Annotated in this window: 18 protein-coding genes; 2 read left to right on the forward strand and 16 right to left on the reverse strand. The window is 61.4% G+C overall.

Annotated elements, in window-relative coordinates; all coding sequences use genetic code 11:
- Nucleotide 1: 1 nt before the first annotated feature.
- The 16 genes from pgsA to ABN482_RS07425 all read right to left on the reverse strand — a co-directional run bounded on the left by pgsA (nt 2) and on the right by ABN482_RS07425 (nt 18357).
- Entirely contained in the window at nt 2–571 is a 570-nt protein-coding gene (gene pgsA, locus ABN482_RS07350) for a CDP-diacylglycerol--glycerol-3-phosphate 3-phosphatidyltransferase (protein ID WP_349503373.1), read from the reverse strand.
- 28 nt (nt 572–599) lie between these two features.
- Complete coding sequence (gene uvrC, locus ABN482_RS07355; protein WP_349503374.1) at nt 600–2420, reverse strand: excinuclease ABC subunit UvrC; 1821 nt, start codon at nt 2418–2420, stop codon at nt 600–602.
- Nucleotides 2383–3438, reverse strand: coding sequence for a beta-N-acetylhexosaminidase (gene nagZ / locus ABN482_RS07360; RefSeq protein WP_349503375.1), 1056 nt, complete (start codon nt 3436–3438; stop codon nt 2383–2385). Before nagZ ends, uvrC begins: the two co-directional genes overlap by 38 nt.
- Nucleotides 3439–3528: 90 nt before the next feature.
- Nucleotides 3529–3993 carry a holo-ACP synthase gene (gene acpS, locus ABN482_RS07365; RefSeq protein WP_349503376.1) on the reverse strand — a complete coding sequence of 155 codons (465 nt, stop codon included), beginning with the start codon at nt 3991–3993 and terminating at the stop codon, nt 3529–3531.
- Between the two features lie 16 nt (nt 3994–4009).
- Nucleotides 4010–5521 (reverse strand): efflux transporter outer membrane subunit, encoded by a 1512-nt coding sequence (locus ABN482_RS07370; RefSeq protein ID WP_349503377.1) that lies wholly within the window; start codon nt 5519–5521, stop codon nt 4010–4012.
- Nucleotides 5518–8724, reverse strand: a complete 3207-nt coding sequence (locus ABN482_RS07375; protein ID WP_349503378.1) for a multidrug efflux RND transporter permease subunit — start codon at nt 8722–8724, stop codon at nt 5518–5520. The genes ABN482_RS07370 and ABN482_RS07375 overlap by 4 nt, the downstream gene beginning before the upstream one ends.
- Before the next feature lie 68 nt (nt 8725–8792).
- Nucleotides 8793–10022 carry an efflux RND transporter periplasmic adaptor subunit gene (locus ABN482_RS07380; RefSeq protein WP_349503379.1) on the reverse strand — a complete coding sequence of 410 codons (1230 nt, stop codon included), beginning with the start codon at nt 10020–10022 and terminating at the stop codon, nt 8793–8795.
- Nucleotides 10023–10221: 199 nt separating this feature from the next.
- A complete protein-coding gene (locus ABN482_RS07385) occupies nt 10222–11016 on the reverse strand; it encodes an ABC transporter ATP-binding protein (RefSeq protein ID WP_349503380.1) in 795 nt (264 codons plus the stop codon).
- The gene (locus tag ABN482_RS07390) at nt 11016–11909 is read right to left on the reverse strand and encodes an ABC transporter permease (protein WP_143857587.1); all 894 of its coding nucleotides are present in this window, start codon (nt 11907–11909) and stop codon (nt 11016–11018) included. The genes ABN482_RS07385 and ABN482_RS07390 overlap by 1 nt, the downstream gene beginning before the upstream one ends.
- Nucleotides 11910–11921: 12 nt before the next feature.
- The gene (locus ABN482_RS07395; protein ID WP_349503381.1) at nt 11922–12893 is read right to left on the reverse strand and encodes an ABC transporter substrate-binding protein; all 972 of its coding nucleotides are present in this window, start codon (nt 12891–12893) and stop codon (nt 11922–11924) included.
- Between the two features lie 48 nt (nt 12894–12941).
- Nucleotides 12942–13913, reverse strand: coding sequence for an ABC transporter substrate-binding protein (locus ABN482_RS07400; RefSeq protein WP_349503382.1), 972 nt, complete (start codon nt 13911–13913; stop codon nt 12942–12944).
- A 56-nt stretch (nt 13914–13969) separates the two neighbouring features.
- On the reverse strand, nt 13970–14713 hold the full coding sequence (locus ABN482_RS07405) for a class I SAM-dependent methyltransferase (RefSeq protein WP_349503383.1): 744 nt from the start codon (nt 14711–14713) through the stop codon (nt 13970–13972).
- A gap of 41 nt (nt 14714–14754) precedes the next feature.
- Nucleotides 14755–15129, reverse strand: a complete 375-nt coding sequence (locus ABN482_RS07410; protein ID WP_349503384.1) for a tautomerase family protein — start codon at nt 15127–15129, stop codon at nt 14755–14757.
- Nucleotides 15130–15175: 46 nt separating this feature from the next.
- Nucleotides 15176–16453: a quaternary amine ABC transporter ATP-binding protein gene (locus ABN482_RS07415; RefSeq protein ID WP_349503385.1), complete on the reverse strand. Its 1278-nt coding sequence runs from the start codon at nt 16451–16453 to the stop codon at nt 15176–15178.
- On the reverse strand, nt 16450–17307 hold the full coding sequence (locus ABN482_RS07420; protein ID WP_349503386.1) for an ABC transporter permease: 858 nt from the start codon (nt 17305–17307) through the stop codon (nt 16450–16452). The genes ABN482_RS07415 and ABN482_RS07420 overlap by 4 nt, the downstream gene beginning before the upstream one ends.
- Before the next feature lie 105 nt (nt 17308–17412).
- A complete protein-coding gene (locus ABN482_RS07425) occupies nt 17413–18357 on the reverse strand; it encodes an ABC transporter substrate-binding protein (protein ID WP_349503390.1) in 945 nt (314 codons plus the stop codon).
- 487 nt (nt 18358–18844) lie between these two features.
- Between ABN482_RS07425 and ABN482_RS07430 the strand changes: the two genes are divergently transcribed.
- Nucleotides 18845–19762, forward strand: coding sequence for a sulfurtransferase (locus tag ABN482_RS07430; protein ID WP_349503387.1), 918 nt, complete (start codon nt 18845–18847; stop codon nt 19760–19762).
- A partial coding sequence (locus ABN482_RS07435) for a YeeE/YedE thiosulfate transporter family protein (protein WP_349503388.1) occupies nt 19762–20268 on the forward strand: 507 nt, incomplete at its 3' end. The genes ABN482_RS07430 and ABN482_RS07435, both read left to right, overlap by 1 nt.

Below are 20268 nucleotides of genomic sequence, written 5' to 3' on the forward strand. Positions count from 1 at the left end.
CTCAGGCACGTTCGCGGATGGCAGGCCAGGCGCGCTTCAGGTAGTAACACATCGACCACACCGTCAGGATGGCCGCGACAATGATCAGGACCTCGCCCAGCAACAGCGTATTGATGCCGAACAGCGGCTGGGCATACAGCAGGCACGGAATCGCCACCATCTGTGCTGCCGTCTTGAACTTGCCCAGCCAACTGACTGCCACGCTGGCGCTGGCGCCGATCTGCGCCATCCACTCGCGCAATGCCGAAATGGCGATCTCACGCCCGATAATGACGAGGGCAATGGCAACGCCCACGCGCCCCAGATCAAGCAGAACCAGCAGTGCAGCCCCTACCATGAGCTTGTCGGCGACCGGGTCGAGAAAGGCACCGAACGAAGAGGTCTGGTTCCAGCGACGGGCCAGCCAGCCATCGAACCAGTCGGTCAACGCTGCCACGATGAAGGTAATGGAAGCCAGCAGGCCACGGGTGTTTTCATCGACCAGCCAGTCGGGCAGGTAGAACAGGACAACGATCAGCGGGATCAGGGCGATCCGCAGCCAGGTCAGGGCAATCGGGATGTTGATGGGCATGATGTCGTTATGCTACCTGATCCGCGTATTATCGCAATGCCTGATAGATGCGTTCAGCCAGTTCCCGTGAGATCCCGCTTACGCTCATCAGATCATCGACACTGGCATTGACCACGCCGGACAAGCCACCAAAGCGAGCCAGCAGTTTCTGGCGGCGCTTGGCACCCACGCCTTCGATTTCCTCGAGCCGCGATGTCGTACGAGCCTTGGCGCGCTTGGCACGCATGCCGGTAATCGCGAACCGGTGCGCCTCATCCCGGATCTGGGCGATCAGCATCAATGCCGCCGACTGCTTGCCCAGCGCCACCGGAGCGCGGCCGTCGGCAAACACCAGCGTCTCCAGCCCGACCTTGCGGCCTTCGCCCTTGGCCACCCCCACCAGCAACGAAATATCCAGCCCCAGCTCGGCGAAAACCTGCCGCGCCATCTCGACCTGACCCTTGCCGCCATCGATCAGAACCAGGCCGGGCATCGGTGCCGTACCGTCGGCCACCTTGGAGAAACGACGCATCAGTGCCTGGCGCATGGCGGCATAGTCATCACCCGGTGTAATGTCGCTGATGTTGTAACGGCGATACAGCGACGGCTGCATGTCATGATGCTCGTAAACGACACAGGAGGCTTGGGTAGCCTCTCCTGCCGTATGGCTGATATCGAAGCATTCGATGCGCAGCAGATCAAGCGCCTCGTCGTCTGCCTCGATCCCCAGCGTCTCGGCCAGCGTCCGGGTACGCGCCGTGCGTGCAGTGTTTTCGGACAAGGCGCGCGCCAGGGCCAGGACCGCATTGCTTTGCGCCTGCTCCAGCCAGGACTTGCGCACCCCCTGCGGCTGCCTCAACAGGCGCACCTTGCGCCCGGCACGCTCGGACAGCGCAGCGGACAAGGCATCATCCTCGACCGGATGCGACAGCACCAGCACGCCCGGCACGCTGGTATCGGCGTAGTGCTGGGCAATGAATGCCGCCAGCACCGTCCCCGGCTCGTCGCCATCGACATGGGTCGGAAAGAAAGACTTGTCGCCCAGATGACGCCCGCCCCTTACCATGGCCAGCGTCACACAGGTCTTGCCACCCTCGGCCGCCACGGCGATCACATCGGTGTCCTCGCTGCCGGCTTCCATGGTCTGCTGATGCAGCACCGTGGAAAGCGCCTGCATCTGATCGCGAAGTGCCGCTGCCTCTTCGAAACGCAGCGCTTCCGATGCCTGGTACATGCGCTGCTCGATATCGGTCATGACGTCCTGGGCCTGACCATTCAGAAATCGGGCCGCACGGTTGACATCATTGTGGTAATCCTCGGGCGAAATCACCCCCACGCAGGGCGCAGAGCACCGTCCGATCTGATGCAACAGACAGGGCCGGCTGCGGTTTGCGAAAACAGAATCTTCGCAGGTCCGCAGGCGAAACACTTTCTGCAGAATCTGGATGGTTTCACGTACGGCCCACACATTGGGATAGGGACCGAAGAACTGACCTGAACGACTGGTCGCTCCACGGTAATAGACCACCCGGGGACACGCATGCCCGGTCAACAGCAGATAGGGGTAGGACTTGTCGTCGCGAAACAGGATGTTGTAGCGCGGGTGCAACTGCTTGATGAGATTGTTCTCGAGCAGCAGCGCCTCGGCCTCTGAGCGCGTAATGGTGACTTCGACCTTTTCGACACGCGCCACCATGTGCGCGATCCGGGGGCTGGATGGCGTTTTCTGGAAATACGACGACACCCGACGCTTGAGATCGCGCGCCTTGCCAACGTAAAGCACCTCGCCCGAGGCATCGATATGTCGATAGACACCGGGCAGGTGTGGCAGGTCAGCCAGCCAGGCTTTGATGCTGGAGAGATCGGGCATGGCGGTAGCGTGGATCGGACTGCAGGGTATCCCAGTCGGGCGCGGCAAAGCGCGGTGCAAGGCGTGCAATACGTGCCGAGGCAACCGGATCGGGCGCGACATCCAGGCGTGCCAGCAGATCCTCGGCCAGGTCGGGGCGATTGCAGACCAATACCATGTCGCAACCTGCCCCCAATGCGGCCTGGGCGCGGGCCAGGATGTCGCCAGCCACGGTAGCCCCTTCCATGGTGAGGTCGTCGGAAAACACCACGCCGTCATATCCCAGGCGCTCACGCAGAATGGTCTGCACCCAGAAACGCGAGAACCCGGCGGGATTCGGATCGACAGAAGAATAGATCACATGCGCCGGCATGACCGAGGGCAGCACCTGGTCACCCAGCCAGTCATACGGCGCGGCATCCAGCGCCAGGATATCATCGAGCGAACGCTCGTCCACAGGAATGGCCAGGTGTGAATCGGCTTCGACATGGCCATGCCCCGGAAAATGCTTGCCACAGGCGGCCATGCCAGCCAGCGCCAGCCCCTGGATCAGTGCCCGCGCAAGCTGCGCAACACATTGGGGATCGCTGTGGAAGGCACGATCACCGATCACCGCACTGCGACCATAATCCAGATCCAGTACTGGCGTGAAACTCAGGTCCACGCCGCAGGCCCGCAGCTCGGCGGCCAGCACATAGCCGGCTTCGGTCGCCAGGCGCAGCGCCCGCATGGGATCACGCGCCCATTGCCAGCCCAGGCTGCGCATCGACGGCAGATGGGTAAAGCCATCGGTACGAAAGCGCTGTACGCGCCCGCCCTCGTGATCCACGGCGATCAGCAGGGGCTTGCCCAGCGCCCGGATCTCGGCAGTCAGTGCGCACAACTGCGCACGGCTTTCGAAATTGCGGGCAAACAGGATCACGCCCCCCACCAGCGGATTCAGCAGACGGGTACGTTCGGATTCGGTCAGGGTCAGTCCGGCCACATCGGCCATGACGGGTCCGTACAGGACCGGGGAAGAAGATACGGCGACAGGCATGGATTCTCTCGTCTACGGACGGCACGGCCCTCACGCAGGAAGCGTGCAAAGCCCGACCGACACGACAGGCGATACTTTAGCGTGAATAGCCTAGCCGCGCAGCGTCTCGACAATCACGTAGGCAGCGGCAAGGTCGGACTCGTCGGTAATCGAGACATGCATCGCACCGAAACGGGGCGCATACCAGTCGCGCAGCTCGCCTGACAGCGACAGCACCGGACGACCACCGGGCGCATTGAGCGTCTGGACCCGCGTCCACCACATGGGATGGCGCATCCCCAGGCCGATGGCTTTCGAAAACGCTTCTTTCACGCAGAAACGCGTGGCCAGATAGCGCACGCCACGCCGCGCATCACGCCGGCTGCGGGCCTCGAACACACGCAGTTCGTCCGGCCCCAGTATCTTGCTCGCAAAACGCTCGCCATGCCGTGCCAGTGCGGCCTCTATACGCTCGATCCGCAGCAGATCCATGCCGATACCGGCAATGGCACCGCTCGCCACCTGCAAAGCAGGTGGCGCCAGGATGGGAGACGTATCAGGCAACAGGTCGGTCATGGCGAACGCTTACGTCTCAGGAGGAAGCAGCCTGGTCGGCAACGGCATTGCCACCGTCACCAGACTCGCCATCTACCTGAGCATCGGACTGCACGGTCTGCTCGTTCCAGCCACCACCCAGAGCCTTGTACAGCTCGATACGATTGACCAGCGCGGCCAGGCCGGTCTGGATCAATGAACGCTGCGCATCCAGCGCATCGATCTGTGCCGTCTGTACCTGCAGGTAGCTATCGACACCATTCTCGTAGCGCAGATTGGACAGATCCAGCGTCTTCAACTGTGCCTGCGTGAAAGAACGCTGGGCATCGAGCTGCGTACCATAGGTCGCTTCACCCGCCAGGGCATCAGCGACTTCCCGGAAAGCCTGCTGGATCGTCTGTTCGTACTGGGCCACGGCGATGTTGTTGCGCGCTTCGGCCAGCGCCACCCCCGAACGGATACTGCCGCCGGCAAACAGTGGCATGGCAATCTGCGGCGAGAAGCTCCACATGCCCGAACCCGCCTCGAACAGGCCGGAAAGTGGTGCACTGCCGCTACCCAGCAACCCCGTCAGTGAAATCGTCGGGAAAAATGCTGCGCGCGCAGCACCAATGCTGGCGTTGGCAGCCAGCAACTGATGCTCGGCACCCATGATATCGGGACGACGGGCCAGCAGATCGGACGGCAAGCCAGCCGGAACGGACGCCAGCAACTGATCACGATCAAACGGTGCCGCTTCGGGCAGGTCACCCGGCTCCGGCTGTCCCATCAGGACCGTCAGGGCATTGCGTGCCTGCGAGCGCGTCCGGTCCAGTGCCGCCAGCGTCGCATCAGCGCTGTCGAGCAGGCTGCGAGCCTGATTCAATTCCAGTTCTGAAGCCACCTCGCCTTCATAGCGCGCCCGCACCAGGTCGAAAGATTCTTCGCGTGCCTTGCGCGTCTGGCGAACCAGTTCAAGTTCGGACTCGGCAGCGCGCAGCGTCAGGTAAGCCTGTGCCACCTGACCAACCAGATTGATCTGAGCCGTCTTTTGCGCCTGCTCGGTCGCCAGGAACGTCTGAAACGCGGCTTCCGATTGGTTGCGCAGCTTGCCGAACAGATCGATCTCGAACGAAGTCAGGGCCAGGCCAGCCTGATACTGAGAAGATATCGACGTGGAGTCAGGCCCGCCCACGCGCATGTTCTGCGGCACGTGCTGGCGCGTACCCTGCGCCCCCAGGCCAATCGACGGGAACTGCTCACCGCGCTGCACGCCGTACTGCGCGCGAGCCTCTTCGACTCGCTGCAATGCAATACGCAGGTCCCGGTTGTTTTCGAGCGTGATCTCGATGACCCGCTGCAGGCGGGCATCACGGAAGAACTCCCGCCAGCCGATCTCGGCAGCCGGCACCTGCGCATCCTGCACATTGGCAGCCTGGGCATCCGGCCATTGCGCAGAGATCGGTGCGGCAGGGCGTTCATAGGTCGGTGCCAGCGAGCAGCCAGCCAGCACCAGGGCTGCCGCCGCAGCGGCCCCCGTCAGTCGGAAAGATCGTACGGCGCGGCTCATGCCTTGCCCTCCTCGTTATCACGCTCGACCTGCAGGCCTGCGGCCTTGCGGCGCTCTTCCTGCTCCTGGGCATGGGCTTCGGCCTGTGCACCGAGCAGGCGCGGACGCGTCTTGAAAATGCTCATGACCACGACAAAGAACGTCGGCACGAAAATCACGGCGAACGGCGTGGCGGCCAGCATCCCGCCCAGCACGCCCAGACCGACCGAATGCTGGCTGGCGGCACCTGCACCGCTGGCCATGACCAGCGGCACCATGCCCAGAATGAATGCCAGCGATGTCATCAGAATGGGACGGAAACGCAATCTGGCTGCCTCGATCGTCGAATGATTGAGATCACCACCGGCCGCATAGGCATCCTTGGCAAACTCGACGATCAGGATGGCGTTCTTGGCCGCCAGCCCGATGATGGTCACCAGCCCCACCTGGAAGTACACGTCATTGGTCATGCCCAGTGCCGACACCAGTCCGACGGAGCCCAGCATACCCAGCGGCACCACCAGCATCACCGACAGAGGAATGGCCCAGCTCTCGTAAAGGGCTGCCAGCACCAGGAACACCACGACCAGCGACAGCGCCATCAGGATGGGAGCCTGGTTGCCGGCCTGGGTTTCCTGGTAGGAAACGCCACTCCACTCATAGCCGAACCCACTGGGCAGTGTATCCATGAGCTTCACCATCTCGGCCATGGCCTCACCGCTGGCGTAACCAGGCGCTGCATCACCACCGATCCGGATCGACTCGTAGCTGTTGAAGCGTACAACCTGGGTCGGACCTTGCGGCCAGCTGGCCGTCACGAAAGCCGACAGCGGCACCATGCCTCCCTGATTGTTGCGCACATTCATCTTCAGCACGTTTTCGAGGTTCATGCGCTTGTCAGCCTCAGCCTGCACCCACACATTCTGCATGCGCCCCATGTTGGGGAACTTGCCGATGTAGGACGAACCCACTGCGGTCGACAGCAGATTGGCCGCTTCGGCGAAATCCACACCCAGCGCAGCCCCCTTCTCGCGGTCGACATTCAACTGCAATTGCGTACCATAGCCCAGGCCATTGATCCGCACCTGCGACAGCACCGGGTTCTGCATCGCTTCACCCAGCATCTGGCCGGCCGCTGCCCACAGTGCAGCATTACCCAGATTGCCACGATCCTGCAGGCGGAAGTCAAAGCCACTCGAATTGCCCAGTGAGGAAATCGCAGGCGGCACGATGGTATAGACCAGCGCATCCTTGATGCCCATCAGCAGATCCTGCATGGCATTGAAGGAAATGCCTTCGGCCGAATTATCGAAGCCCTTGCGATCCTTCCAGTCCTTGAGGGTCACGAAAGCGATGGCCGAGTTCAGGCCATTGCCGTTGAAGCTGAAGCCTCGCACCGTGATCATGTTTTCCTTGTAAGGCTTGTCCATGAAGTAGGCTTCGACCTCTTCGATCACCTCCATGGTACGGCTGGCGGACGAACCTGCCGGCAACTCGATATTGCTGATCACATAGCCCTGATCCTCAACCGGCAGGAAGGACGATGGCAGGCGCATATACATGACGACCAGCACCGCGACCAGCAACAGGTAGAGCACGATCATGCGCCCGCTGCGGGCCAGAATCTTGCCGACCCAACCTTCATAGGTACCTACCGTGGCATCGAACTTGCGATTGAACCAGCCGTAGAAACCCTTCTTTTCCTCATGGTGCTGGCCCTTGGGGATGGGTTTCAGGATCGTTGCGCACAATGCCGGCGTAAAGGTCAGCGCCAGGAAACCGGAGAAGAAAATCGACACTGCCATGGCAACAGCGAACTGACGATAGATCACCCCGACCGAGCCGCTCATGAAAGCCAGCGGCAGGAACACCGTCACCAGCACCAGCGTGATCCCCACGATGGCACCGCTGATCTGGCGCATGGCCTTGCGGGTCGCTTCCTTGGGTGACAGGCCTTCTTCGGCCATGATCCGTTCGACGTTTTCGACGACCACGATGGCATCGTCGACCAGGATCCCGATGGCCAGCACCATGGCGAACAGTGTCAGCACGTTGACTGAGAATCCGAGCGCCAGCATCACCGCAAAGGCCCCCAGGATGGCCACCGGCACCACCATTGTCGGGATAATGGTGTAGCGGACCTTCTGCAGGAACAGCAGCATCACCAGAAACACCAGCACCATGGCTTCGAGCAGCGTATGCACCACCTGCTCGATGGAGAGCTGCACGTACGGTGCCGTATTGTAGGGAATCGTATAGCTGACACCAGCCGGGAAGAACTTGGAGAGTTCATCCAGCTCGCGCTTGATTCCTTCGGCCGTCTCCAGTGCATTGGCGTCGGGCGTCAGCGAAATCGCGAATGCCGCCGTAGGCTGGCCATTCAGGCGGGCCCCGAAGTTGTAGCTGTCGGCCCCGACCTCGATGCGCGCCACATCACGCAGGCGCACGATCGAGCCATCGGTATTGGCGCGCAGGATCACATTGCCAAAGTCCTCAACAGTCTTGAGCTGACCGTTCACCATGATGGTGAACGCCTCACGCTGCGTACCCGGATTGGGCGGCGCACCGATCGCCCCTCCCGATACCAGTACGTTCTGGGTAGCCAGCGCCTGATTGATGTCATTGACGCTCAGATTGAAGCCAATCAGCTTGTCGGTATCGACCCAGACGCGCATGGCACGCGGTGCCGAGAACAACTGGAATTTGCCAACGCCAGGCACCCGGGAAATAGGATTCTGGATATTTCGCGAAATATAGTCGCCCAGTGCCGTGGCATCGCTGTTCTTGTCGTCGGAAGACAGGGCCACGATCATCAGGAAGCCTGCGCTGCTCTGCTCGAAGCTCAGGCCCTGCTGCATCACGGCCGATGGCAACTGTGCCGTAATGTTCGACACGCGGTTCTGCACATCGACCTGTGCCATGTCAGGATCCGTACCCGGGCTGAACGTCACGGAAATCGTGGATTGGCCATTGGAGTCACTCACCGACTCGTAGTACAGCAGACCCTTGGCACCATTGAGTTCGTTTTCAATGATACTGGTCACGGACTCGGCCACGTCCTCGGCGGAGGCACCCGGGTAGGTCGCCGAGATTTCAATCGTCGGCGGTGCCACATCGGGATACTGGGCCACCGGCATGTTCGGAATCGCCAGCGCACCGGCCAGCAGGATGAACAAGGCGACGACCCAGGCAAAAATCGGTCTATCGATAAAAAATTGTGACATGTGTTGGCTCTAATGTAGGGGCTCAACATGCGGGCAGCCAGGCTGCCCGCAACGAAACAGGATACGCATCAGGATGCGGAGCCCTCGGCAGGCTGTGCGGCAGGCGCATCACCCTCAGACTGCTGGCCGGACTGCTGGAGCTGCGACCCTCCGATAGCGGGATCTGCCGAGTCCTTCCAGGCAGAGGCCACCACGGGCACGCCCGGACGGATCTTCTGGAAGCCTTCGACTACCACGACATCGCCAGCGGACAAGCCTTCGGTGATGATCCAGCGGCCATTTTCCATACCGCCGGTCTTGACCGGTACCTGGCTGGTCATCTTGTCCTTGACCACGACCACGCTCACGCCACCATCCGGCGTGCGTTGCAGGGCCTGTTGCGGGACGGCCAGCGCATTGTGTTCGATGCCCTGCTCAAGGCGCACACGCACGTACATGCCAGGCAGCAGATCATTGTCGGGATTAGGGAACTCAGCGCGCAGCTTGACCTGGCTGGTAGCCTGATCAACCGTGACCCCCGTGAACAGCAGCTTGCCCGGTCGGGCATATTCACTGCCATCATCCAGCACCAGTGTTGCCAGCGCCTCGTTCTGACCCACACGCTGCAGTTGGCCGCTGGCCAGCGCCTGCCGCAACTTGGCCAGATCGGCTACAGACTGGGTGAAGTCGACATAGATCGGATCAAGCTGCTGTACCAATGCCATCTGGGTGGCCTGTGTGCCCTCGACCAGTGCGCCTTCGGTGACCAGTGGTTCGCCGATGCGGCCTGCAATGGGTGCCGTAACCGAGGTGTAGCCCAGATTGATCCTGGCGGTTTCCAGCGCGGCCTGGGCTGCGGCAACCGAAGCCTCACCCTGCTTGGCACCCGCAACGGCATTGTCGTATTCCTGGCGGCTGACGGCACGCGCCTCGACCAGGGGCTGGTAGCGCTTGGCCAGCGCAGCAGCTGCGCTCAGGTCGGCACGTGCCTGCAGCAGGTTGGCTTCGGCCTGGCGCACCTGGGCGCGGTAGAGGGCCGGATCGATGCGGAACAGGATCTGGCCTTCCTTGACATCGCTGCCTTGCTCATATTCGATCTTCTGGACGATGCCGGTCACGCGTGCGCGGATCTGCGCATCGCGTACTGCGTCAACGCGACCGGGAAGGTCGGTGCGCATGGGCAGTGTTTCAGGTTGAACGGTAATCACGCTGACCTGCGGCAATCCGGGATTCATCTGGGGCTGCTCACCGCAGCCGGCCAATGCCAGCGCCAGCACGACGCCGGCAGGAATTGAAAGTTGTCGAAACGACACGTGCATGGAATCCTCACGGGAAAAGGTGACTACGCTAGTCGGGTAACCGAATAACTTTAAACTATTTTTTTTAAGACTCGATTAACAAAAGAGTCTCAGTACAAAGCAGGAAGGCAAAAAGGGCCGCCTTCGGGCGGCCCGGCATGCATACCGAACACATCAGCGCCCGGGATCGCCACATCGTCGATGTCGATCCCCAGGGTGTTCAGGCCAGCAACAGCGCGTCGTCGGCCAGTTTTTCTCCGCGCACCTGCTGGAACATCGCCAACAGATCCGGTACATCAAGCCCCTTGCGGGTATCGCCCGCCACATCCAGCACAACATTGCCCTGGTGCAGCATGACGGTACGATCACCGACATCGAGCGCCTGGCGCATGCTGTGCGTCACCATCATAGCGGTTAATTTGTGCTCCGCAACAATTCTGGCCGTCAGCGCCAGCACAAAATCAGCCGTGCGTGGGTCCAGCGCAGCGGTGTGTTCGTCAAGCAACAGTATCCGCGAAGGCTGCAGCGCAGCCATCAACAGGCTGACGGCCTGTCGCTGTCCTCCCGACAACAGACCAATACGATCTGACAGGCGGTTTTCCAGGCCAAGCTCGAGCGTGGCCAGATGCTCGCGAAACTGTTCACGCATCGAGGCACGCACTGCGCGTCCCAGCGTGCGACTGCGACCTCGCGCCCAGGCCAGCGCCATGTTTTCCTCGATGGTCAGGTCTTCGCAGGTACCTGCCATCGGGTCCTGAAATACCCGCGCCACCCGGCCTGCACGCTTCCATACCGGCCAGTCAGTCACGTCCTGCCCATCGATCTCGATACGCCCGTCATCCACGGGCTGGTCGCCCGATACAGCATTGAGGAAGGTCGATTTACCGGCGCCATTGGAGCCGATGACCGTCACGAACTGGCCCTCTGGTATGTGCAGCGAGAGGCCCCGCAGGGCACGCGTCTCGATCGGCGTACCGGCATTGAACGTAAGGTAGAGATTTTCTGCGCGCAACATCAGTGCTTCTTCCTCTTGGCGGCAAAACGGCGCTTGATCAGCGGCAACACCAGCGCAAAGGTCACCAGCAGCGCCGTCACCAGATTGAGATCCTGTGCCTGCAGACCGATGAAATCGCTATTGAGCGCCAATGCGATGAAGAACCGGTAGGCGATGGCCCCGATGATCACGGCAAGAGTCGCCCAGACCAGCTTGCGGGCAGGCAGAATGCTCTCACCCACGATCACGGCAGCCAGACCGATCACGATGGTACCGATTCCCATGGAAATATCAGCCCCACCCTGGGTCTGTGCAAACAGGGCCCCGGCCAAGCCGACCAGGGCATTGGAAATCGCCATGCCGGCCAGCACCATGGCACCGGTTGCCACACCCTGAGCGCGCGCCATCCTTGGGTTGGAACCCGTTGCACGCATGGCCAGGCCTGTCTGCGTCGAGAAAAACCAGTCAAGCAGCAACTTGGCAGCGATCACTACGACCACCAGCAGAAGCGGCCGGAAAACGTAATCGGACATGCCCGCAGGCTGCAGGATGCTGAACATGGTTGGCTCCATGATCAGCGGCACATTGGGCCGCCCCATGATGCGCAGATTGATCGAATAGAGCGCAATCATCATCAGGATGCTGGCAAGCAGATCCATGATTTTGAGGCGTACGTTCAGCCAACCGGTGATCATCCCGGCCACGGCCCCGGCCCCGGCTGCCGCGAGGGTCGCGAAAAACGGATCATGCCCGGCCGCAATCAGTGTGGCGGCCACCGCACCACCCAGGGGAAAACTGCCATCCACCGTCAGATCGGGAAAACGCAGCAAGCGAAACGAGATCAGGACGCCCAGGGCAACCAGACCGAAAATCAGCCCGATTTCAAGGGCACCCAGCAAAGAAAATAGCGACATCGACGACCCGTTCTATTCCACGATCTTGGCAGCAGACTTCAGTACCGATTCGGGCAACGTCACGCCCTGCGCCTCGGCGGCACGAGGATTGACGTAAAGCTCGAATTTGTTGCTGGTTTCGGAAGCGATATCACCTGGCTTTTCACCATTGAGGATACGCACGACCTGCCTCCCGGTCTGCAGGCCCAGATCATAGTAGCCAACTCCGAGGGCTGCAATGGCACCGCGCTCGACACTGCCGGAGTCGGACGCAATCAGCGGAATCTTGGCATCGACCCCCACCCGGTAGAGTGACTCGTACGCCGACACCACGTTGTTGTCGGTGGTGGAATAGATCACGTCCACCTTGCCGATCAGGCTGCGGGCAGCCGCGCCCACATCGACGGTACGCGGCGCAGCGGCCTCGACCAGTTGCATGCCATGCTGCGGCAGCAGTTCCTGCAACTGTTTGATCACGACCACCGAATTGGCTTCGCCCGGGTTATAGACAATGCCGATACGCTTGGCCTCCGGGACGATCTGCTTGATCAGTTCAATCTGGGGTAACAGTTCCAGTTGATCCGACACGCCTGTGACGTTGGTGCCTGAGGCCTCCCAGGCCGGCACCAGTTGTGCTGCCACAGGGTCGGTCACGGCGGTATAGACCACCGGGATGTCTCGCGTGGCAGCCACCGAAGCCTGAGCGGCAGGCGTGGCAATCGCCACGATGACATCGGGACGATCACCCACGAATTTGCGGGCAATCTGGGCAGCCGTGCCGGTATTGCCCTGCGCACTCTGGTACTGCCAACGCAGATTCTTGCCTTCCTCGAAACCGGCATCGGCCAGCGCCTGGCGCACACCGTCACGCGCAGCATCCAGCGCAATATGTTCGACGATAGCCAGCACCGCGACTGACTTGTCCTGTGCCAGCACCGGAGTGCCCAGCGACAGGCCGAGCGTCAGCGCGCCAAGCAGGCGAATGGAAGAATGGACCAGCGACATGGACAGCTCCTCTTGGAAAATGAATCTCGATGCAACGCAACAGCGTACTTATTCGACAACGTGGGCTGCAGTTTCAAGCAAGGCAGCCGGCAATGCCGCCCCCTGAGCCTGCGCTGCAGCGGGGTTGACGTAGAGCTCCTGCTTGCGGCTGGTTTCGGAGGCGATATCGCCGGGTTTTTCACCCTTCAGGATGCGCACGACCTGCTCACCGGTCTGCAGGCCCAGCTGGTAGTAATCGACACCCAGCGCTGCTGCTGCACCACGCGACACCAGTTCGGCATCGGAGGCAATCAGCGGGATCCTGGCATCGACGCCTGTTTTGTAGAGTGCTTCATAGGCAGAGGCCACGTTATTGTCCGTGCTGGTATAGATGACATCCACCTTGCCGGCCAGGCTGCGTGCGGCAGTAGCCACATCCACCGTGCGTGGCGCAGCGGCCTCGACCAGTTGCATGCCGTGCTGTGGCAGCAATTCCTGCAATTGACGCACGACCACGACCGAATTGGCTTCGCCCGGGTTATAGATGGTGCCGACCCGCACAGCCTGCGGTGCAATCTGCCTGATCAATTCGATCTGCACATCCAGGTCAAGCTGATCGGACACCCCGGTCACATTTGTGCCCGACGCTTCCCAGGAGGGCACCAACTGAGCGGCCACCGGATCGGTCACGGCCGTATAGACCACGGGAATCTCACGGGTCGCGGCAACGACTGCCTGGGCAGCCGGCGTTGCAATGGCAACGATGGCATCAGGACGGTCGCCCACGAACTTGCGGGCAATCTGGGCGGCTGTACCGGTATTGCCCTGTGCGCTCTGATACTGCCAGCGCAGGTTCTTGCCTGCTTCAAAGCCGGCATCGGCCAGCGCCTGACGCACGCCATCGCGCACGGCATCGAGCGCGGGATGTTCGACGATGGCCAGTACAGCCACGGACTTGTCCTGCGCCAGCGCAGGTGACAGCGTACACAGGCCGACTGCGGCAGCCCCCAGCCAGCGCTGCGAAAAGCGAATGAACGACATGGATGGATCCCTCATGACAAGATGTAATATTAACCGTTAGCCAGCCAGATCGCGTCTCAGGCCTGCACGTCGCGTGTCAGCCCCAGCCAGGAGCGTGCCCATTTCCGTGCCGGCAGACCGTATTGGCGCTCCACTTCCTCGGCACGCGCCAGCAGCAATTGCGCATCCACCTGGGGCGACATGCCCCGGAAGGCCAGCACGATTCGGTTGCCCGCATCTATTTCCGGCAGCACCAGTGCAATACCATCCTCGAAGGCAGCCTCGATATTGGCCATGTTGCGCGGAAAGCTGTCATGGTTGCCAAACAGATTGACGACCATGACACCGCGCTCGCCCAGCACCGCACGACAGTCCCGATAGAATTCAACGCTATCGCACACCGGTCCCTGCGCCTGGGCATCGTACAGATCGACCATGAGCACCGGACACAGCCCACGCTGCACAGGGTCCGACACCCAATGGGCCGCATCTTCATGGGCAATCCACATTCGATTGGACTGTGGCAGCTTGAACCAGGTCTGGCAAATGGCCGTCACCGCCGGATTGCGTTCAACCGCGATAACCGTACTATCAGTATGTTTCAAGCAAAAGCGGGCCAGCGAACCTGCGCCCAGCCCCAACACACCAATGGCCTGCGGCTCACGAGGCGGTGGAACGAACAGCAACCAAGCCATCATCTGGGCCGCATACTCCAGCACCAGCTTGGCAGGTTCGGCGATTTCCATCGCCCCCTGTATCCATTCCGTATTGAAATGGAGATAACGGATACCCTCATGCTCGGAAAGCGTCGGTTCGTCCATCTGCTGCCTGCGGCCCTGCCGCCCCCTGCGCTGCGCCACGCCTAGCGGCCCAGCGCCTTGGCGCTGACGCCATCCACCAATCCGAGATCGTAGTTGAGGATATCACCCAGCACGACACGCACACTATCGGCCGGCACATCCGTATTCTCGGCCACCGCAGCCGTCACCGCCTTGAGCAGGGCGGCCTTGAGTTCTTCCGAGCGACCGCTGAGCAGAGAAATACGCACCAGTGCCGTCTCGCGGCCAATGGTGCCGCCATCGATGGTCAGGTCGGGATCGACCAGCGACAGCGTGGCACGGATGCTCGGCAGGGCTGCGCCGATCGAAGCCTGGACCGCCTGGGTGACGGACTGCAACAGGGTCTGTGTATTGAACTCACGTCGCTTGCTGGCGACTTCGATCTGCAGGAAAGGCATTGCGATGCTCCGTTGAGCCTTGAAAAGAATACGGAAATATACACCACTATGCCGTTGTAGCGCCGCTCGGCGTGGCACCGTGCCCCGAGCCAGCCGAGTCCTGGCCAGCATGACCCGTGGAGGCATCCACACCGGCATGATCCGGCATGGCGGGTGCCACCAGTTCGGAGACCTTGCTGCGCGACAACAGTCCGATGAACTCTTCGTTCTCGCCCACCACGGCCAGCGGCTCGTTGCTGCGCAGCATCTGGGCAAGTACCTCATCCAGCCCTGCCGAGGCCGGCACCGACGCCATGTCATCGACATAACCTGCAATATCGCGGGCACCTTCGTTGCGGGCCCGGATCGCCGCGCCGACGGTCAACACACCACCCAGCCGCTTGCCGTCGAGCACCGGGGCATAGTCGTAGCGCAGCGCCTGCATCTGCTCCAGCGCATGCCCCGGCCGGGTCCGCATGGTCAGGGTCAGGCGCGGGCCACGCTCGGGCAATGCGTGCGCGGCATTGAGCACCTTGCCCCGGTTCACATCCTGCAGGAAAGCCTGCACGTAATCATTGGAAGGATGCAGCAGGATATCTTCGGGTGCCCCCTCCTGCACCAGTTCCCCGTGCTTGAGAATGGCAATCCGGTTGCCCAGCCGCAGCGCCTCATCCAGATCGTGTGTAATGAATACGATGGTCTTGTTCAGACGATTCTGCAATTGCAGGAGCTGATCCTGCATTTCTCGACGGATCAGCGGATCAAGCGCGGAAAAGGCCTCGTCCATCAACAGGATCTCGGCGTCGGTCGCCAGCGCGCGAGCCAGGCCCACCCGCTGCTGCATGCCGCCCGACAACTGGCTGGGATACTGGTTCTCGAACCCCGACAGCCCGACCTGCTCCAGCCAGTGGCGGGCCTTTTCTTCGCGCCGGGCGCGCGCCATGCCCTGCACGGACAGCCCATAGGCAGCATTGTCGAGCACGGTTCGGTGCGGGAACAGGCCGAAACGCTGGAACACCATGCCCATTTTGGTTTGCCGGAACTGCTCCAGATCACGTTTGCCCAGCCCCATCACATCCTGCCCATCGACCAGGATGTGACCATCGCTGGGCTCGATCAGACGATTGAAATGGCGGATCAGCGTGGATTTTCCTGAGCCTGACAGCCCCATGATGACATAGATGCTGCCCTCGTCGATGGACAGGCTGATATCGCGCAGGCCCAGGGTATGGCCACTGCGTGCCAGCAGTTCTTCCTTGCTGATGCCGGCCTTGGCCGCATCCAGCCATTTCTCCGGCTTGGGTCCGAATATTTTGTAGATATTGCGTACTTCTATCTTGCTCATGACTGTCCTCCATGGCTTACACGCTTGCCATAAGACTGGGTAATCCGGTCGAACAGGATTGCCAGCACCACGATACCGATACCGGCCAGCAAGCCGCGCCCGACCTCCAGTCGGTTGATGCCCAGCAATACCTCATAGCCCAGACCGCGGGCTCCGATCATGGAAGCAATGACGACCATGGACAACGCCATCATCGTGGTCTGGTTGATACCCGCCATGATATTGGGCAGGGCCAAAGGCAACTGCACACCAAACAGTTGCTGGCGCGTATTGGCACCAAAGGCACGGGAGGCCTCGAGCACTTCTTCATCAACCAGACGGATACCGAGATCGGTCAGTCGGATCAGTGGTGGCACGGCGTAAATCACCGTTGCGATCAACGCCGGGATCTTGCCCAGGCCGAACAGCATGACCACCGGAATCAGGTAGACAAAGCTGGGCATGGTCTGCATCACGTCCAATATGGGCAGCGTAATGGTGCGCAGCCAGTTGCAGCGCGCCATGAGAATGCCGATCGGGATGCCGATCATGATCGACAGCGCCGCCGCCATCAGCATCAGTGACAGCGTCTGCATGCCGGCATCCCACAGGCCGATCACGCCCAGCACACACAGCAGCGCCCCCATGGACAGGCTGAGCACGATACGGCGGCTGACCAGCCATGCCACCGCAATGACGACCAGTACCACGGCCCACCAGGGTGCGGCACGCAGCACCTGTTCCAGCCACACCAGGATAGACAGGATAGGCCTGGACAACGCTTCCAGCGTATCGGCGTAATTGGTAACGATGCCATCGACGAAACCGTCGATGGCAGTGCGCAAGGTACGCGCAGGAATCAATTCGGGAAACATATTATTTTTCTCCCGCCCGGCGGGTGGATGTCGCCCGCCTGGCAACAACGCAAAAAACCGGGGACGCACCTCCGTGCGCCCCGGTCATGGCTCATCCAGGAAGGATCAGAGCGACGCCTTGACGCGCTCGGCCACGTCCGCAGGCACCCATTGGGTCCAGATGTCGGACTTGTTCTTGAGGAACCACTCGGCCACGTCGGCAGCGTCATCGCCGCTTTCTTCCATGTGGGCCAGCGTTTCGTTGATGTCGCCCAGCGGGATCGACACGCGCGACAGGAACTCGGTCAGTTGCGGAGCCTGTTGCGAAAACTGCGTGTTGACCGCCGTGAAGACCGGGTTTTCAGGATACGCGCTGGGCTTGGGGTCCTGGCAATCCGGCGATGTCAGGCACTGATGTGCGTCGGCATCATAGGGAGGCAACTCCAGCTTGACCAGATCCATGGCACCGACCAGCGGCGTGGGATACCAGTAATAAAAAACCACGTCCTGCTTGCGCTTGTAGGCCGAGGTCAGCGCCGCCTTCTGTGCCGCACCGGTACCGGGGGAATAGAGCGTGTAGCTGTCTTCCAGCCCCAGCGCACGATAGAGATTGGTGCTCACCACCTCGCAGCCCCAACCGGCCGGGCAGCCATAGAAGCGGCCCTTGGAGGGTTCCTCGGGATCAGTGAAATGCTCCTTGAACCTGGGCAGATCGGCAGCCGACTTGAGTTCGGGCAAGCGCTCGGCGGTATAGCGCGGGATGAACCAGGCTTCGCCACCCATGAACACATCGCCGATGCGCTTGACCTTGCCGGTCGCCTCGGCGCGCTTCCAGGGATCGGCCACGCTATTGAGCCAGATCTCGGAATTGACATCAAGATCACCGCGCTCGAGCGCAGCCAGGGCAGGCAGGGTCTCGGTCGGCAGGACTTCGGTCTGGCAACCGTAGCCCTTCTCGATGATGGCGCGCTCGACATCGGTGATGACAAGGTTGGATTCCCAGTTCATGCCACCAAATTTGACCGTGCGATCCAGTTCGCACTGCGGGGCGGCCAGCGCCTGCCCGCCCATGCCGGCCAGCACAGTGCCAAGGGCGGCTGCGCACAGCGTACGGGCAAATTTCGTGGATGAACCAGCCAGCAGCACAGGCGTGGCGGCAAGGTGTGATGATTTCATGATGACCTCCTGTCGGTTCATGGTGCTCGTGAATGACACATGCGCCCACCAGCGGGATGCAGAATCGTTCTGCAGTCTTTGCCAGGGAGCCAGGAAGGTTGTGCGGAAAACGGCCGGGCCGTCGATACAAACCGGGATACGAGCGAACAGTGCTCTGAAAGCACCCTGATTGACACCGGAATGCAAGACTCTGCAATCCGACGAAATTGAACATTTCTATATGAAGAAGACAACATCTTAACGCAAAATGAAAGAAATTCAAAATAAGGGATAACCCCGCCGGCTACTGGCATAACGATATTGGGAATTGATCGTTCCCTGAAATATCCGGTTTCCTTAAGCTGATTCCTCCATCCGGAGAACCCATCAAAGGAGTCACGACATGTCTTTCAAGCGCCTCATTGCCGCCTCCCTCGCGGCCTTCGGTCTGGCGAGTCCAGCCTGGGCGGCGAGCCCCTATCTGGTCACCACCGAATGGGTAGAGCAGAACCTCGACAACCCCAAGGTCCGGCTGGTCGAAGTCAGCGTCAATCCCGGACTCTATGAACGCGGCCACATCCCCGGTGCCGTCAACTACAACTGGCACACCGATCTGGTCGACACGGTCGCCCGCGATATCGTGCCGCAGGCGCAATTCCAGGACTTGTTGCGCAAATCCGGCATCAACGACGATACCGTGACCGTCCTCTACGGTGACAACAACAACTGGTTTGCAGCCTGGGGAGCCTGGATCTTCGATATCTACGGCATCGACAACGTGAAAATCCTTGATGGCGGACGCAAGAAATGGGAGGCAGAAAGCCGCCCCCTGTCGGCTGCCGCACCTGTCCCCCAGCCCGGCAATGTCACGGCCAAAACTGCCAACCCGGCGCTGCGTGCCTACCTGAACGACGTACGCGACGTCGCCAACAAGGCATCGGATGCCCATCTGGTCGACATCCGCTCGGCTGACGAATACAACGGCAAGATCTTTGCGCCCAACGGGGTACCGGAACTATCCGTCCGCGCAGGCCATGTTCCAGGTGCCGTCAACGTCACCTGGAGCAAGCTGGTTGCTGAAGACGGCACGTTCAAGCCAGTCGAGGAGCTCAAGGCCATCTACGAGGAAGTGGGCGTGGACGGCTCCAAGCCCATCATCACCTATTGCCGCATCGGCGAGCGCTCCAGCCACTCCTGGTTCGCCCTGAAGAAACTGCTCGGCTACGATGTGCGCAACTATGACGGTTCCTGGACCGAGTACGGCAATTCGGTCGGGTCGCCGATTGCCAACCCGGCCGGCACCGTCTGGGGCAACACCTGATGCCTGGCGCGGCCGCATCCGGCATCACTGCACGCCGCGCCCTGCCCGCCCTGATCCTCCTGGGCGGGCTGTTGTATGCGGCAGCCCGCCTGCACGACCTGCCGGGCGAAGGCCGGACGCTGTCGCTTTCGCTGCTGCTGGGCCTGGCCTTCGGCATCGTGCTGCAGCGCACGCGCTTCTGCTTCTACTGCATGATGCGCGACTACTTCGAGCACCGTAACGCACTGGGGCTGCTGGGCCTGGTCGCGGCATTGCTGGTCGGCACGCTGGGCTACCACGTGCTGTTTGGCGCATTCCTGCCCTCGCCCGTCCCGGGGCGGCTGCCGCCCGGTGCCCATATCGGCCCGGTCAGCTGGGTACTGGCGGCGGGTGCCCTGGTCTTCGGACTGGGCATGGCCCTGTCCGGCTCATGCATCAGCGCCCATCTGTACCGACTGGGCGAAGGTGCCGCAGCCTCCCCCTTTGCCCTGCTCGGTGCGCTGGTCGGCTTCGGCCTGGGTTTTGCC

The sequence above is a fragment of the Corticimicrobacter sp. genome (genome assembly GCF_040137905.1).
Classification (GTDB): domain Bacteria; phylum Pseudomonadota; class Gammaproteobacteria; order Burkholderiales; family Burkholderiaceae_B; genus Corticimicrobacter.